This is a genomic window from Nitrosospira sp. TNL300 (assembly GCF_055385915.1).
In genome coordinates, this window is record NZ_AP041005.1 from 1253181 (window position 1) to 1268348 (window position 15168).

Annotated in this window: 15 protein-coding genes and 1 tRNA gene; all 16 read left to right on the plus strand. The window is 54.5% G+C overall.

The window, feature by feature from the left end; genetic code table 11:
- The first annotated feature begins 6 nt into the window (after positions 1-6).
- Complete coding sequence (gene haoB, locus ACZ5BW_RS05700; RefSeq protein ID WP_464543310.1) at positions 7-1110, plus strand: hydroxylamine oxidation protein HaoB; 1104 nt, start codon at positions 7-9, stop codon at positions 1108-1110.
- A gap of 970 nt (positions 1111-2080) precedes the next feature.
- Positions 2081-2788: a cytochrome c-550 CycA gene (cycA, locus tag ACZ5BW_RS05705; RefSeq protein ID WP_464541064.1), complete on the plus strand. Its 708-nt coding sequence runs from the start codon at positions 2081-2083 to the stop codon at positions 2786-2788.
- 1 nt (position 2789) lies between these two features.
- Entirely contained in the window at positions 2790-3392 is a 603-nt protein-coding gene (locus tag ACZ5BW_RS05710) for a NapC/NirT family cytochrome c (RefSeq protein WP_464541062.1), read from the plus strand.
- A gap of 399 nt (positions 3393-3791) precedes the next feature.
- Complete coding sequence (pstC, locus tag ACZ5BW_RS05715; RefSeq protein ID WP_464543311.1) at positions 3792-4724, plus strand: phosphate ABC transporter permease subunit PstC; 933 nt, start codon at positions 3792-3794, stop codon at positions 4722-4724.
- 113 nt (positions 4725-4837) lie between these two features.
- Entirely contained in the window at positions 4838-5764 is a 927-nt protein-coding gene (pstA, locus tag ACZ5BW_RS05720; protein WP_464543312.1) for a phosphate ABC transporter permease PstA, read from the plus strand.
- Positions 5758-6540: a phosphate ABC transporter ATP-binding protein PstB gene (gene pstB, locus ACZ5BW_RS05725; protein WP_464543313.1), complete on the plus strand. Its 783-nt coding sequence runs from the start codon at positions 5758-5760 to the stop codon at positions 6538-6540. Before pstA ends, pstB begins: the two co-directional genes overlap by 7 nt.
- A gap of 220 nt (positions 6541-6760) precedes the next feature.
- Entirely contained in the window at positions 6761-7516 is a 756-nt protein-coding gene (gene tpiA / locus ACZ5BW_RS05730) for a triose-phosphate isomerase (protein WP_464543658.1), read from the plus strand.
- 17 nt (positions 7517-7533) lie between these two features.
- A complete protein-coding gene (secG, locus tag ACZ5BW_RS05735) occupies positions 7534-7887 on the plus strand; it encodes a preprotein translocase subunit SecG (protein WP_464543314.1) in 354 nt (117 codons plus the stop codon).
- Positions 7888-7968: 81 nt separating this feature from the next.
- Positions 7969-8053 (plus strand) — tRNA-Leu (locus ACZ5BW_RS05740).
- A 97-nt stretch (positions 8054-8150) separates the two neighbouring features.
- The gene (locus tag ACZ5BW_RS05745; RefSeq protein WP_074974391.1) at positions 8151-8507 is read left to right on the plus strand and encodes an NADH-quinone oxidoreductase subunit A; all 357 of its coding nucleotides are present in this window, start codon (positions 8151-8153) and stop codon (positions 8505-8507) included.
- 4 nt (positions 8508-8511) lie between these two features.
- Positions 8512-8988 carry a NuoB/complex I 20 kDa subunit family protein gene (locus ACZ5BW_RS05750; RefSeq protein WP_011380436.1) on the plus strand — a complete coding sequence of 159 codons (477 nt, stop codon included), beginning with the start codon at positions 8512-8514 and terminating at the stop codon, positions 8986-8988.
- A gap of 8 nt (positions 8989-8996) precedes the next feature.
- Positions 8997-9614, plus strand: coding sequence for an NADH-quinone oxidoreductase subunit C (locus tag ACZ5BW_RS05755; RefSeq protein WP_464543315.1), 618 nt, complete (start codon positions 8997-8999; stop codon positions 9612-9614).
- A 21-nt stretch (positions 9615-9635) separates the two neighbouring features.
- On the plus strand, positions 9636-10889 hold the full coding sequence (locus ACZ5BW_RS05760; RefSeq protein WP_464543316.1) for an NADH-quinone oxidoreductase subunit D: 1254 nt from the start codon (positions 9636-9638) through the stop codon (positions 10887-10889).
- A gap of 27 nt (positions 10890-10916) precedes the next feature.
- Positions 10917-11393: an NADH-quinone oxidoreductase subunit NuoE gene (nuoE, locus tag ACZ5BW_RS05765; RefSeq protein WP_464543317.1), complete on the plus strand. Its 477-nt coding sequence runs from the start codon at positions 10917-10919 to the stop codon at positions 11391-11393.
- A complete protein-coding gene (gene nuoF, locus ACZ5BW_RS05770) occupies positions 11390-12667 on the plus strand; it encodes an NADH-quinone oxidoreductase subunit NuoF (protein ID WP_464543318.1) in 1278 nt (425 codons plus the stop codon). Before nuoE ends, nuoF begins: the two co-directional genes overlap by 4 nt.
- A gap of 63 nt (positions 12668-12730) precedes the next feature.
- Positions 12731-15160: an NADH-quinone oxidoreductase subunit NuoG gene (gene nuoG / locus ACZ5BW_RS05775; protein ID WP_464543319.1), complete on the plus strand. Its 2430-nt coding sequence runs from the start codon at positions 12731-12733 to the stop codon at positions 15158-15160.
- Positions 15161-15168: the final 8 nt, after the last annotated feature.

Below are 15168 nucleotides of genomic sequence, written 5' to 3' on the forward strand. Positions count from 1 at the left end.
CCTGTTTTGACCGCAAGTACCTCTAGCCGCGCCATCCTGGCGCGGCCTGGCTCCAAACTCCTCCCCTCACTGGGCATTCTCCTGGTGGCGGGAGGAATTCTTTTACTCCTGTGGTTTGCCTGGGCGTGGTTCAATCCCGGGCCTGCCCCCTACCGCTACCAGCTGGTGGAAGAAGGCAGCGCAGACAAATTCCCGCAACTTGGACTGGGCAAGTGGCCGGACCTTTCCATTGCCCGGTACGAAGTCTTTGCCGAAGACATTCCCCAGCCGCTGGCGGTGCTGCATGCGGCTAGGCGCGGCAATGACGCCCCGGTGAGGCTCGACTGGGAAAACCGCACGAGTGAGCTGCTGCTCACCACCGATCTCAAACTCAATGAACTGGCCACCCTGGCTGCCGCCATCGACAAGTACGCCGGCAAGGATGCGCTGGTGCTTGGCTGGTGGGACACCTCGCGCCAGCTGAAGCTTCTCTCGAAGCGCGACACCCTGTTTAGCGGGCAGTTCTCCGAGTACCTGGTCATACCCGCTCCGTGGCAGAAGCAGGCTGACGCCATCCGCAAATACGAAGACGACTTCTGGGGCGGCAAGGCAGGACGGGAAGAGGAGCAGAGATTCGAGCGCTTTGCCGATGCTCTGCTGGCCGAACCTGAAGCGGGTGCTGCCATCCTGCGCGAACTGGCGGGCGATCGCGAAGCCTATGTCGCCATTCATGTCACCGACCTGTACAAGCTTGGCATCATGCGTCCGGGCCAGTTCGACGTTGCCTATCGCAACTTCCCGATGGAAGGCAACATGCATGGCATGGTCGACTATCTCAAGAGATGGGTACAGGACAACAACTACAAGACCTATACCCTGCAATCCCTGTCGGACAGGCTGATGCGCGGCTACTTCCTCAAGGATGACAAAAGCGACCGGACGCTGATTGCGCAGATGCTGCCGTTCACCGAATCGATGCCGCTTGACCTGGCTGCGGTGCAACTCATCTACCAGACCGGGGGCTACTGGGTGTACAGGCTACCGGGCGGGCGGGAGCCTGCATCTTCCGGCGCAACCCCGGAGGATGCCGCATCTTTCCCAGCTCCCAGTCTGCCTCCAGCCTCTGAGTAAACCGATATCTGGCAGCCGGCAGCAGAAGTTAATAACCACCCACTTCTGCCGGCAGCCGCATTGCTAACCGCACCACCTGTCAAATCAGCTATAAAGCAAGAAGTAAGGTAGCCCGGGCAAAGCCCGGGCATGCCTTCTTTACCTGAAGCAGGTCAGGCTCTGCCTGACAGACTATTGATTCCTGAGCTTGACTTCGGATGCTCCGTCTGACCTATGTGTCTTTGAGCCTTTGAGCATCAGTATCGATGTAAATCCACAAAGCGACCGTGCACGGGACCAGGGATTTTCGCTGTAGCGAATCGGCCCTGTGCATACACCTATATTCAGCACGGTCGCGTACACCTCTACGCGATTGAACTTCCAAGGCGACCGTGCACGGGAGCAAGTATTCTAAGCGTGATAAACTGCTCTGGAGCGTACACCTTGTACCTTGTATTCAGCACGGTCGGGTCGCAGCGCCCCTCCGCTGCCCGACCCCGCTACGCGGGTCCCCCGTGCTGCGCTTCGGTATCATTTCCTCCAAGGAGTAAGTCTCAATACCATTATTGGTGTAACCTGCAAAGCGACCGTGCATGGAAAAAAAACACTCCGGTTGCTGATACATCACTTTACTCAGTACACCTGCATTAAAGCACGGTCGCAGCGCCCCTCCGCTGCCCGACCCCGCTTCGCGGGTCCCCCGTGCTGCGCTCCGTGCGCTACCGGTACCAGTGGTACCAGAAAGAGTGATAGTACTGGTGCTACCCGTCCCTATAAACGGGAGATACAGTATGGGTACAATAAAAGGTGTGTCCTGAAGTTGCGATCATTGCGCTATCATTACAATGACAGGGAAGACAAACAGAAGAACAAGAACAGGGAATAACAAAATACGGATCAGTTGTAGTCGCATGAAGCTGGAAGAGATACAAAAATCCAGGGATATAACGGAAACAACGGATATACTTGCCGAAAGAAAAAAGGAGGAAGGATGAACCATCGCATGACACTCGCCCTGACCGCGGCAGCGCTGTTTGCGGTCATGGCAGGCAGCGCGTCTGCCCAATCGTTTGAAGGCCGCAAGAAATGCAGTTCCTGTCACAAGAGCCAGGCCGAATCCTTCGGCAGCACGGCGCACGCCAAGGCCATGGACTCGTTGAAGCCCAACAACAAGGCCGAAGCCAAGAAGAAGGCCAAGCTCGATCCTGCCAAGGACTACACCAAGGACAAGGACTGTGTCGGCTGTCATGTGGATGGCTGGGGCAAGGAAGGCGGCTATACGATTGAAGACCCGAGCAAGTTCTTAACCGGAGTAGGCTGCGAATCCTGCCATGGACCCGGCTCCAAGTATCGCGGCATCCACCGCAAAGCCGGTGCCGCTTTCGAGAAATCGAAGAAGACCGCCTCCCGCCAGGTACTGGCCGATGCCGGTCAGGACTTCAGCTTCGAGGAAAGCTGCAATGCCTGCCACATGAACTACAAGGGCAGCCCGTGGAAGGGCGCGAAGGAACCCTACACCCCCTTCACCCCGGAAGTGGACAAGAAATACACCTTCGACTTTGACAAGTACGTGAAGGACACCAAGGCCATGCACGAACACTTCAAGCTCGATGGCGTCTTCACTGGCGATCCGAAGTTCAAGTACCACGATGAATTCCAGGCCAGCGCCAAGGTAGGCGAGAAAGGTTCGGACGACTGACATGGCGATGAAGACAGGCAGTGCCCTCCTGGTAGGCACACTCTTGGGGGTGGTGATGGTGGCGGTGGTATTGGGCGGCGAAGCGGCCGTCTCCACCACCGAATTCTGCACCAGTTGCCACTCCATGACTTATCCGGCCGAGGAGTTGAAGGAATCCTCGCACTATGGCGCTCTTGGCGCCAACCCTGGCTGCAAGGATTGCCACATCCCGCAGGGATTGCAGAACTTCCATCTGGCGGTGGCGACCCACGTGGTGGATGGGGCGCGCGAGCTCTATCTCGAGACGGTCAATGACTACTCCACGCTGGAGAAATTCAACGAGCGTCGATTGATCATGGCGCACGATGCGCGCATGAATCTCAAGAAGTGGGACAGCCGCACCTGCCGCGCCTGCCACCGGAATCCGCAGCCTCCCGGAGCGGATGCCAAGGCTGCGCACAAGAAGATGGAGACGGAAGGGGCCACCTGCATCGACTGTCACCAGAACCTGGTGCACAAGGAGGTTGCAGAAACCGACCTGAACGAGAGCATCAAGCAGGGCAAGATGGTGCTCAAGCCCGAAAAGAAGGATGAGGACGACGAGGAAGAGGAAGACGAGGAGTAAGCCGGAATCGGCAGAAAGAACTGCAGTACGTTCTTTGCTACTGTAATTACCGATCCGGTTTATACTATCTCCTTGCTTCTGCTGTTTTCGCTGGATTCCAGGCTGAATCCAGCGAAAACACCCTGCTGTCTGCTATGCTTCACGCTTAATCAGTTCAGCCTGAATTTCCTGATCGAGAATTCGATTTCTGTCGTTACGGTTTATTCTCAGGACGCTGCACTTATATTGCATGTGAGAGTGTCCGGGATTTACCCTCGATAGCCTAATCACTGAATGATCTTCTGGCTCGCCGTAGGGAGAGCCGGATTTCTTTTGTGTGAATGGTTGTCACGAAACTGTAATATTTCCATCATACTATTTAGGCCCTCCCAATGGTCTCACTTCAAGGTGCAGTTCCCGGTGACAGCGCGCCGCTCCGATAATACTTCCGACTCCAGTGCACTTGGATATAACTATCGCCGTCATCTGAGTGAGCGTTTTATTGAGGCCTTGCTTTTTTTGACGGCATTCGTTTCCGTCGCCATTACCCTTGCGATCGTCGTGATGCTGGTCACGGAATCCCTTTCATTTTTCGAGCATGTATCTCTCTGGGAATTTCTTACCGACACGCAGTGGACACCCCTTTTCGATAATGCGCATTACGGTATACTTCCACTCGTTTCCGGTACCGTAGTAAGCTCTGCTGTGGCCTTGCTCGTTGCTATCCCGATGGGCACCATCACTGCCATTTATCTATCCGAGTTCGCGCCTTTTACCGTCCGTGAGGTGGCCAAGCCCTTTCTCGAACTGCTGGGGGGTGTTCCAACAGTCGTATACGGTTACTTTGCATTGCTGTTTGTTACGCCTCTATTGCAGAAAATTTTTCCGGAATTGCCCGGTTTCAGTCTTCTTTCGGCAGGGCTGGTGATGGGTATCATGATCATTCCCTACGTAAGCTCCATGGCGGAAGATGCGATGCGCGCGGTACCCATGCATCTGCGGGAAGGTTCTTATGCAATGGGTGCGACCCGGTTCCAGACGGCTGTTCGCGTGGTAATGCCAGGAGCATTCTCCGGCATTGCCGCAGCTTATATTCTGGGTATTTCCCGGGCAGTGGGGGAAACGATGGTGGTTGCGATAGCAGCGGGAATGCAGCCAAACCTCACGTGGAATCCGATGGAACCTGCCGCTACCATCACCGCTTATATCGTTCAGGTAAGCCTGGGCGATCTGCCGCATGGCAGTATCGGATACCAGACTATCTTTGCAGCGGGATTGACCCTGCTGCTTATAACGCTGGTATTCAATATTATCGGGCATCTTCTGCGCAAGCGCTTCCGCGAGGTATATTGAAGCATGTTTCGAACCCTGTTTCCATGACCAGCTCGTTTCATTTCTAAAATTCCGTAGGTGGTTCCTGTTGAATCAAGCTCCCCGGTTTCCATTCCCTTTGCGAGAAGGTACCCATGAGTGACGCTCGAAATCTGAGGGAGATTCGCGCTATCATCGCCCGGCACAAGCTGGGGGACCTGATTTTCCTTGTTACCGGTTTGCTTGTGCTGATGATTGCCGTACTTACGTTCATCGCCTTGTTCTCGCACATGCTCATTGACGGCCTTCCTCGCTTGTCCTGGGATTTCTTTACATCCTTCCCCTCGCGGCGTCCAGGATCGGCAGGCATACTCTCCGCCTGGGTGGGGACCACTCTTGTAATGATAGTGACAGCCGCGGCAGCGGTGCCTCTGGGGGTTGGAGCAGGCATCTATCTGGAAGAATATGCCCCTAAAAATATTCTTACCGAGATCATCGAGATCAATGTGACCAACCTTGCCGGCGTGCCATCAATCATCTACGGGCTTCTGGCGCTGAGCCTGTTTGTTCACCAACTTGGATTCGGCCAGAGCATTCTCTCCGCGGGACTTGCGCTGGCTTTGCTCATTCTTCCGATCGTTATCGTTGCCACCCGGGAGGCAATACGCGCCATTCCGGTCACCATACGTGAAGGCGCCTATGCGCTGGGTGCAACCAAATGGCAAACTGTTTCTGACCATCTTCTGCCTTATTCCGCAGCCGGGATTCTCACCGGCATCATAATCGGCCTTGCGCGTGCAATTGGAGAAACGGCTCCGATTATCACCATCGGTGCCTTGACCTTTATTGCTTTTCTACCGCCATCTCCCTTCAAGGAGGAGTTTCCTTATATTTCCTTCGAATGGCTGATGGCGCCATTTACTGTCATGCCTATCCAGATGTTCAACTGGGTATCGCGGCCGGAAGAAGCGTTTCAGGTGAACGCAGCCGCGGCTGGCCTGGTACTGGTGGTAATGACTCTCACCATGAATGCGCTCGCGATCTATCTCCGCTACCGGATGCGCAAGAACCTCAAATGGTAGAAGATTTTTCGTCGTCCCAATACAAGTCCGAAGTCAGGAATCTGAGTTTCTACTACGGTTCATTTTCGGCGCTCAAGAACATCAACATGATGCTGCATGAAAAAAAGGTGACCGCCTTGATCGGCCCCTCGGGATGCGGCAAATCGACGTTCCTGCGCTGCTTCAACCGCATGCATGATCTCTATCCGGGGAATCGCTACATGGGGGACATTATCCTTCACCCGGATAATGTCAATATTCTTTCCCGGAGCGTGGATCCCATTGAAGTACGCATGCGCATCAGCATGGTGTTTCAGAAACCCAATCCTTTTCCGAAATCCATTTATGAGAACGTTGCTTATGGTTTACGGGTCCGGGGTGTCAGACGCCGCGCGATACTGGATGAAAAAGTGGAAGACGCACTCAGGGGTGCCGCCCTGTGGGATGAAGTGAAGGATCGCCTGCATCAGCTTGCTTACAATCTTTCGGGCGGACAGCAACAGCGGTTGTGCATCGCGCGCGCACTTGCAACCGACCCTGAGATTCTCCTGTTCGATGAACCCACTTCTGCACTCGACCCCATTGCCACAGCCAGCATAGAGGAACTTATAGCCGATCTGAAAGACAAGGTAACAATCCTGATCGTCACACATAACATGCAGCAAGCTGCCCGTGTGTCGGATTACACCGCCTACATGTATCTGGGCGAAGTGATCGAGTTTGGGGTGACGGATACGATTTTCATCAAACCTAAAAACAAACAGACGGAAGATTACATTACCGGGCGCTTCGGATAAGGAGTGCTTCAGCCAACTTTTCCCTCTTTCCCCTTTTCGGTTGCCAGGAAATTGTTATTCATTCAGCCGTAAGGCTTTGCTGCCTGAAAGATCCTGGCTGCAGGTAATAATACTTGCCTTGTCAGCGGTTCAAAGCTTCGACGCAGCCCCCGATTGACCCGGTATCCATTCACAGGTAACATTCGCAGCTTTCAAGTTAAAAGGCGAATCCTTCATGGCTATACGTTCCAAGCTGGTTGCGGGTAACTGGAAAATGCACGGCGGAACGCTGCAGAACCGGGATTTGCTGAATGCAGTTCTTGCTGCCACGGCAGACCTGAGCGGAGTCGAGTTGGCGGTATGTGTACCTTATCCTTACTTACCCCAAGCGCAATCGATTTTGGAAGGTACGCACGTTTCCTGGGGTGCCCAGAACGTAAGTCAGCACGAAAAAGGCGCCTATACCGGTGAAATTTCAGCATCCATGCTGCTGGATTTTGGCTGTCGCTACGTGATTGTCGGCCACTCCGAGCGGCGGGCGCTCTATGGGGAGGATAGCCATACCGTAGCGCTCAAATTCAAGGCGGCTCAAGGCGCTGGCCTGGTCCCTGTTTTATGTGTTGGTGAAACTCTCGAGCAGCGGGAGGCCGGGATTACGGAGCAGGTTGTGGCAGAGCAACTGGATGCGGTGGTGAAGTCGGCGGGAATAAATGCCTTGAATACGGCGGTGCTGGCTTATGAACCGGTGTGGGCCATTGGCACCGGCAAGACCGCGAGCCCCGATCAGGCTCAGGAGGTGCATTCGTTTATTCGCGGCAGAATTGCTGCCGACGCAGCGGAAGTGGCTGAGGGATTGAAAATTCTTTATGGCGGCAGTGTCAAAGGGGCCAACGCCACTGAACTATTCGCTATGCCAGACATCGACGGCGGATTGATTGGCGGCGCTTCGCTCGTTGCTGAAGAATTTATCGCCATTGCCCGGGCCGCGAAAGATTAATTCTTATTGGAGCAACTTTGGAAACACTGATTTGGATACTACATGTCTTGTCCGCAGCGGGCGTAATCGTCCTGGTTCTGCTGCAGCACGGCAAAGGTGCGGATATGGGCGCGGCTTTTGGCAGTGGCTCGTCAGGAAGTTTGTTTGGCGCCAGTGGTTCCGCGAACTTCCTCAGCCGAACGACGGGCGTGCTGGCTGCCGTATTTTTCATGACCAGCCTTGGCCTGACCTATCTTTCCACCAACAGGAACGAGAGTGGAGGAGTGATGGACAAAGCTGTGCCGATCCAATCTATCAAACCCGCAGAGCCCGCTCCGGCAGCGCCTGCGGCAGAAGAGGGGCCTTCCAAGGCAACAGAAATACCTGAGTAAGTTAATGCTGAGTTAATTGAACAACCGACTGGAATTGTGTTCTAACCAGATTACGTTCCGGATCGGCGTTCAAATTAAACTGCCGACGTGGTGGAATTGGTAGACACGCCGTCTTGAGGGGGCGGTGGCGAAAGCTGTGCGAGTTCGAGTCTCGCCGTCGGCACCATTTGTAGGACCGAGCATCAGGCCAACGGAGATACCGATAAGGTATAAATGTTATCTGGAAACGAGTCCTTATATTTGTTCGATAGCTAACACATCACATGCTCGAAAACTATTTTCCTATTCTGTTGTTTATCCTGCTTGGCCTTGTCATAGGGGCTCTGGCAATGGGATTTGGCTGGCTGTTCGGTCCCAATCGTCCAGATAGCGAGAAACTGTCTCCATATGAATGCGGGTTTGAGGCGTTTGAAGACGCCCGCATGAAATTCGACGTGCGCTACTATCTGGTAGCCATTCTGTTTATTCTGTTCGATCTGGAGATAGCGTTCCTGTTCCCATGGGCAGTGGTATTGAATGAAATCGGCCTGTTCGGTTTTATTGCCATGATGGTTTTTCTCGGCATCCTTGTCGTCGGCTTCATTTACGAGTGGACGAAGGGCGCTCTGGAGTGGGATTGAGGCCATGAGTACGAACGGAGTAATGGAAAAAGGCTTTGTCACTACAAGCCTCGACTCGGTCATCAACTGGGGGCGTACCGGTTCGATGTGGCCGATGACTTTTGGCCTGGCGTGCTGCGCCGTCGAAATGATGCAGGCAGGCGCATCCCGTTACGATCTTGACCGCTTTGGAATTGTGTTTCGTCCCAGTCCGCGTCAGTCGGACGTCATGATTGTTGCCGGAACCCTTTGCAATAAAATGGCGCCTGCACTCCGCAAGGTATATGACCAGATGGCAGAGCCGCGCTGGGTGATATCCATGGGCTCCTGCGCCAATGGCGGCGGTTATTATCATTACTCCTACTCGGTGGTGCGCGGATGTGATCGTATCGTCCCGGTCGATATTTATGTCCCCGGTTGCCCGCCTACCGCGGAAGCTCTTCTGTACGGCATTATCCAGCTCCAGAACAAGATCCACCGCACCAATACCATCGCTCGCTAGGCTCATCTATGTCGTCCACTCGTCTGGAAACGCTCGCGCTTTGCCTTCAGAATGTGTTGGCGGATAAACTTGCCAACATCAATCAGCAACTGGATCAGCTCATCATTACGGTGCCTCCGGCTAACCTGGTGCCGGTAATGAGAGCCTTGCGCGACCATCCCGAACTGGGTTTCGAGATGCTCATCGACCTGTGTGGAGTGGATTACTCCATCTATGGGGTAGAGCCCACTTCGGAGCAAGGACGTGAGGGCCAACGCTTCGCTGTCGTTTATCACCTGCTTTCGATCCGGCATAACCGCAGAGTGCGTGTAAAGGCATTCCCCGAGGATGACCAATTTCCGGTCGTGGATTCGGTAATAGATATATGGCCCTCCGCCAACTGGTTTGAACGCGAAGCATTCGATCTTTTTGGCATCGTGTTCACCGGTCACCCCGACCTGCGCCGTATCCTCACGGATTACGGATTTATCGGCAGTCCATTCCGCAAGGATTTTCCGCTCAGCGGCAATGTGGAGATGCGCTACGATCCCGACCAACAGCGGGTCATCTATCAGCCGGTCACCATAGAACCGCGCCAGATCACGCCTCGTGTTATCCGGGAAGAGCATTATGGAGACTCTGAATGAGATTTTTGTGGTCTGTCAACGATGGCTGAGATACGTAACTACACGATGAACTTCGGCCCGCAGCATCCGGCCGCCCATGGTGTCTTGCGACTGGTGCTGGAGCTCGACGGAGAAGTCATACAACGCGCCGATCCGCACATCGGGCTGCTGCATCGTGCAACGGAAAAGCTTGCCGAATACAAGACATATATCCAGTCAGTCCCTTACATGGACAGATTGGACTACGTCTCCATGATGTCCAACGAGCACGCGTATGTAATGGCGATCGAGAAGCTGCTTCAGCTCGAAGTGCCAATACGCGCGCAGTATATCCGGGTGATGTTCGACGAAATCACGCGGATACTCAATCATCTTCTGTGGCTGGGAGCACACGCGCTGGACGTGGGCGCGATGACGGTATTCCTTTACGCATTCCGCGACCGGGAAGACCTGATGGATGTCTATGAAGCGGTTTCGGGCTCAAGGATGCACGCAGCCTACTACCGGCCGGGCGGCGTTTACCGGGATTTGCCGGATTCGATACCGCAATACAAGGCGTCAAAAATTCACGACGAAAAAACAATCAAGGCGCGCAACGAGAACCGCCAGGGTTCGCTGCTCGATTTCATCGAAGACTTCACCAACCGGTTTCCAACGTACGTCGATGAGTACGAGACCTTGCTTACCGACAATCGTATCTGGAAACAGCGGCTGGTAGGCATCGGAACGGTTTCTCCCGAACGGGCAATGGCCCTGGGATTCACAGGTCCCATGCTGCGCGGATCCGGCGTCGAGTGGGATCTGCGGAAGAAGCAGCCCTATGAGGTCTACGATCAACTCGATTTCGATATACCTGTCGGCGTCAATGGAGATTGCTACGACCGGTATCTGGTCCGGATCGAAGAATTCCGGCAATCCAATCGCATCATCAGGCAATGTATCGATTGGTTGCGCAAGAATCCGGGTCCGGTCATAACGGATAACCACAAGGTCGCGCCGCCTTCCCGTGTGAACATGAAGCAGAACATGGAGGAACTGATCCATCATTTCAAGCTTTTCACTGAAGGATTTCACGTGCCGCCTGGTGAAACCTACGCGGCAGTCGAGCACCCGAAAGGGGAATTCGGCATTTATCTGATATCGGATGGCGCCAACATGCCTTACCGCATGAAAATTCGCGCTCCGGGCTTTGCCCATCTGGCAGCGCTGGACGAAATGTCGCGCGGCCATATGATTGCCGATGTGGTTGCCATCATTGGTACCCAGGACATTGTGTTTGGTGAAATAGACAGATGACGCACTGAAGGTGAAACGGCTATCAACATGCTAAGCACAGAGTCTCTGAAAAAAATCGACTACGAGTTGACCAAATATCCCGCAGACCAGAAACAATCCGCGGTAATGTCGGCGCTCGCCATCGCCCAGGATGAGAAAGGGTGGCTGACCACCGAAACGATGGATTTTGTGGCGGAGTACCTGGACATGCCGTCGATCGCCGTATACGAAGTGGCTACTTTCTACAACATGTACAATTTGCAGCCAATCGGAAAATACAAGATCACGGTCTGCACGAATCTTCCATGTGCGCTGTCCGGCGCGAACGAGGCAGTCGCCCATTTCAGGGAAAGGTTGGGAATAGGCTTCAACGAGACCACTGCGGACGGAAAATTTACCTTGAAAGAAGGGGAATGTATGGGTGCATGTGGAGATGCCCCGGTTCTCCTGGTCAATAACAAACGCATGTGCAGCTTCATGTCCAATGACAAGATCGACCAGTTACTGGAGGATTTAAGCAAATGAACCAGTCTGCGCAAATACTGCTGGCCGGCTTGAATCCATCGGACCCCAACGATTGGCGGCTGAAGAATTATGAACAGCGTGAAGGATATGTTGCGCTCAGAAAAATCCTGAGCGAGAGAATTCCCCCGGAAAAGGTCATCGAGGAGGTAAAGAAATCCGCCTTGCGGGGTCGCGGGGGCGCCGGTTTTCCGACCGGACTGAAATGGAGCTTCATGCCCAAGCAGTACGAAGGCGACAAATACCTGGTATGCAATTCGGATGAAGGTGAACCTGGTACCTTCAAGGATCGCGACATCATGCGTCACAACCCGCATATGCTGATCGAGGGCATGCTGATCGGAGCCTATGCGATGGGTATCAGGGCGGGCTACAACTACGTGCACGGCGAAATCTGGGACGTCTACGAGCGCATGGAAGAGGCAGTGGATGAAGCCCGCGCGGCAGGCTATCTCGGGGATAACATCCTCGGTTCCGATTTCAGCTTCCAGTTATACAACCATCATGGCTATGGCGCCTATATCTGCGGCGAGGAAACAGCGCTGCTTGAGTCGCTGGAAGGTAAAAAAGGTCAACCGCGCTTCAAGCCGCCTTTTCCGGCAAGCTTCGGTCTCTATGGTAAACCGACTACCATCAACAACACGGAGACATTTGCGGCGGTACCGTGGATTATCCGCCATGGCGGTGACAAGTTTCTGCAACTGGGTAAGCCAAACAACGGTGGAACCAAGATTTTTTCCGTTTCTGGCCATGTGAACAAGCCTGGTAATTATGAAGTGCCGCTGGGTACACCGTTTGCAACCCTGTTGGAGATGGCTGGCGGCATGCGCGGCGGGCGCAAGCTGAAAGGCTGCATTCCGGGTGGTTCATCCATGCCGGTATTGCCGGGCGATGTCATGATGCAGACCGATATGGACTATGACTCGATTGCCAAGGCGGGATCATTTCTCGGTTCAGGCGCGGTCATTATCATGGATGATACGACCTGCATGGTCAGGGCACTGGAACGTTTATCCTATTTTTACTATGAAGAATCCTGCGGCCAGTGCACGCCCTGCCGTGAAGGCACGGGATGGCTTTACCGTATCGTTCATCGGATCGAAACAGGAAAAGGTCGCCTGGAAGACCTGGATCTGCTCAATAATCTCGCTGACAACATTCAGGGACGCACGATCTGCGCATTGGGTGACGCGGCCGCCATGCCGGTGCGCGCCATGATTCAGCATTTCCGTGATGAATTTGCGTACCACGTCGAACACAAGAAATGCCTGGTGTAAAACGGATGAAGTCATGAGTCTTTTCTTGTTTGCGGCTGCTTGTTGCCCCGGAGCAAATACGTAATGATCAATTTCGAAATCGATGGTAAACCGGTGTCCGTGCCCAAGAATGGCACGGTCATGGATGGTGCCAATCAGCTCGGCATATACATCCCTCATTTCTGCTATCACAAGAAACTCTCCATTGCCGCCAACTGCCGCATGTGCCTCGTGCAGGTGGAGAAAGCGCCCAAGCCGCTGCCTGCGTGTGCCACGCCTGCGATGGAGGGCATGAAAGTTTTCACCCATTCCGGGCAGGCAGTAACAGCCCAGAAAGGTGTGATGGAATTTCTGCTCATCAATCATCCGCTGGACTGTCCGATTTGCGATCAGGGTGGGGAGTGCCAGTTGCAGGATCTGGCCGTGGGCTACGGAGCGAGTTCGTCGCGTTATACCGAAGCCAAGCGTGTGGTGGCTAACAAGAATCTCGGTCCGCTGATTTCCACCGACATGACCCGTTGTATTCATTGCACGCGTTGCGTGCGCTTCGGGCAGGAAATCGCAGGGATCATGGAATTGGGCATGGCGGGACGTGGCGAGCACGCGGAAATCCTCGCGTTTGTCGGTAAAACCGTGGATTCGGAGTTATCCGGTAACGTGATCGATCTGTGCCCGGTGGGCGCTCTTGTCAGCAAGCCCTTTCGCTATTCCGCGCGCACTTGGGAACTGTCACGCCGAAAATCCATAAGCCCGCATTGCGGTCTTGGCTCCAATCTCATCGTCCAGATAAAGCAGAATCGCGTGATGCGCGTGCTGCCCCGCGAGAATGAGGAAATCAATGAGTGCTGGCTATCGGACAAAGACCGTTTTTCCTACGAGGGATTGAACTCCGAGGAGCGTCTTACCAGGCCGATGATAAAGCAGGGAGGCGTGTGGCAGGAATGCGACTGGCAAACTGCGCTGGAGTTTGTGGCCAATGGCCTCAAAGATGTAAAAGAAAAGTATGGAGCGGAAAGCATCGGGGCGCTGGGTTCTGCTCACAGCACGCTTGAAGAACTTTACCTGTTGCAGAAACTTGTAAGGGGATTAGGCAGCGCAAGTGTGGATCATCGCGTGCGCCAGAGCGATTTCCGTGCGGACTCGCAGATGCAGGGCGCTCCCTGGCTGGGAATGCCCATTGCCGAAATTTCGCAGTTGAAGTCACTGCTCGTCATAGGCAGCACCTTGCGAAAGGACCATCCTCTCCTTGCGCATCGTATCCGCCAGGCCGTGAAGCATGGCGCGCAATTGAATGTGATCAACCCGATCGACGATGACCTGCTGACCAAGGTAAGAAATCGTGCTATTGTTGCGCCCGACAAAATGGTATCCATGCTGGCAGAGGTGTTGAAAGCCATTGCCGAGTTGAAGGGCGTGGAGATTCCCGATGACGCTAAAAACGCCCTGAGCACTATCAGTGCGGGCGATACTGCCCGTGCGATGGCGGCCAGTCTCAACGACAACAAACCCGCTGCGGTTTTCATCGGAAATCTCGCGCAACATCATCCCCGCTACGCGGATATCTGCAAGCTGGCCCAGCATATCGCACAAATTTCCGATGTTCGCTTCGGAGTGCTGGGAGAGGCTGCCAACAGCGTCGGAGCTTATATTGCCGGTGCGGTTCCCTTTGGTAACCGTAACGCAGATACTGCTGGAGGCAGGCATGGAGGGCAGGGCGCCAATGCCTCACAAATGCTCGGCATGGACGGCCCGGCGAGCGGGACCGGATGCAAGGCATACGTCCTGTTGAACCTGGAGCCGGAGCTGGACGGCTACAACCCCCAGCGCGCAGTCAAAACACTGGCAGCAGCTGATCTGGTTGTAATGATGAATGCATACAAGAGCCACGCCGCCATTCAGGACAATTATGCGGATGTATTGCTGCCGATTGCGCCCTTCACAGAAACCTCGGGTACTTTCATCAGCACGGAAGGGCGGGTGCAAAGCTTCAACGGTGTGGTTGCGCCGCTCGGGGAAGCGCGTCCCACATGGAAGGTATTGCGGGTGCTGGGTAATATTCTGCAACTCGATGGCTTTGATTATGAAACGCCGGAGCAGGTGCGAGCGGACGTTCTTCCGGTCGGAAACGACGTCAGCGCCTGGTTGAATAACAGTCTGGGAAGTCTTGCTGTGAGTCCCATTGAAGCCAGTAAGGAAAATAAGGGAGGCGAAGGGTTGCAACGTATCGGTGAGGTTCCGATTTATCAGGCCGACCTCATCGTGCGCCGGGCGGAGTCGTTGCAGCGCACGCGCGATGCGGCTGCCCCTTTAGCGTGGATGCCGGGGAGCCTCATGGCGCAATTGGGCCTGCAGACCGACGAAGTCATACGGCTGAAGCAGGGAGAAGGTGAGGTGCGGCTGCCTGTCGCGCAGGATGACAGCTTGCCAGCCAACTGCATAAGGATTGCCTCCGCCCACCCTTCGACTGCGGCCCTGGGCGGAATGTTTGATCAGATCACGGTAGAAAAATCGTGACGAACGGT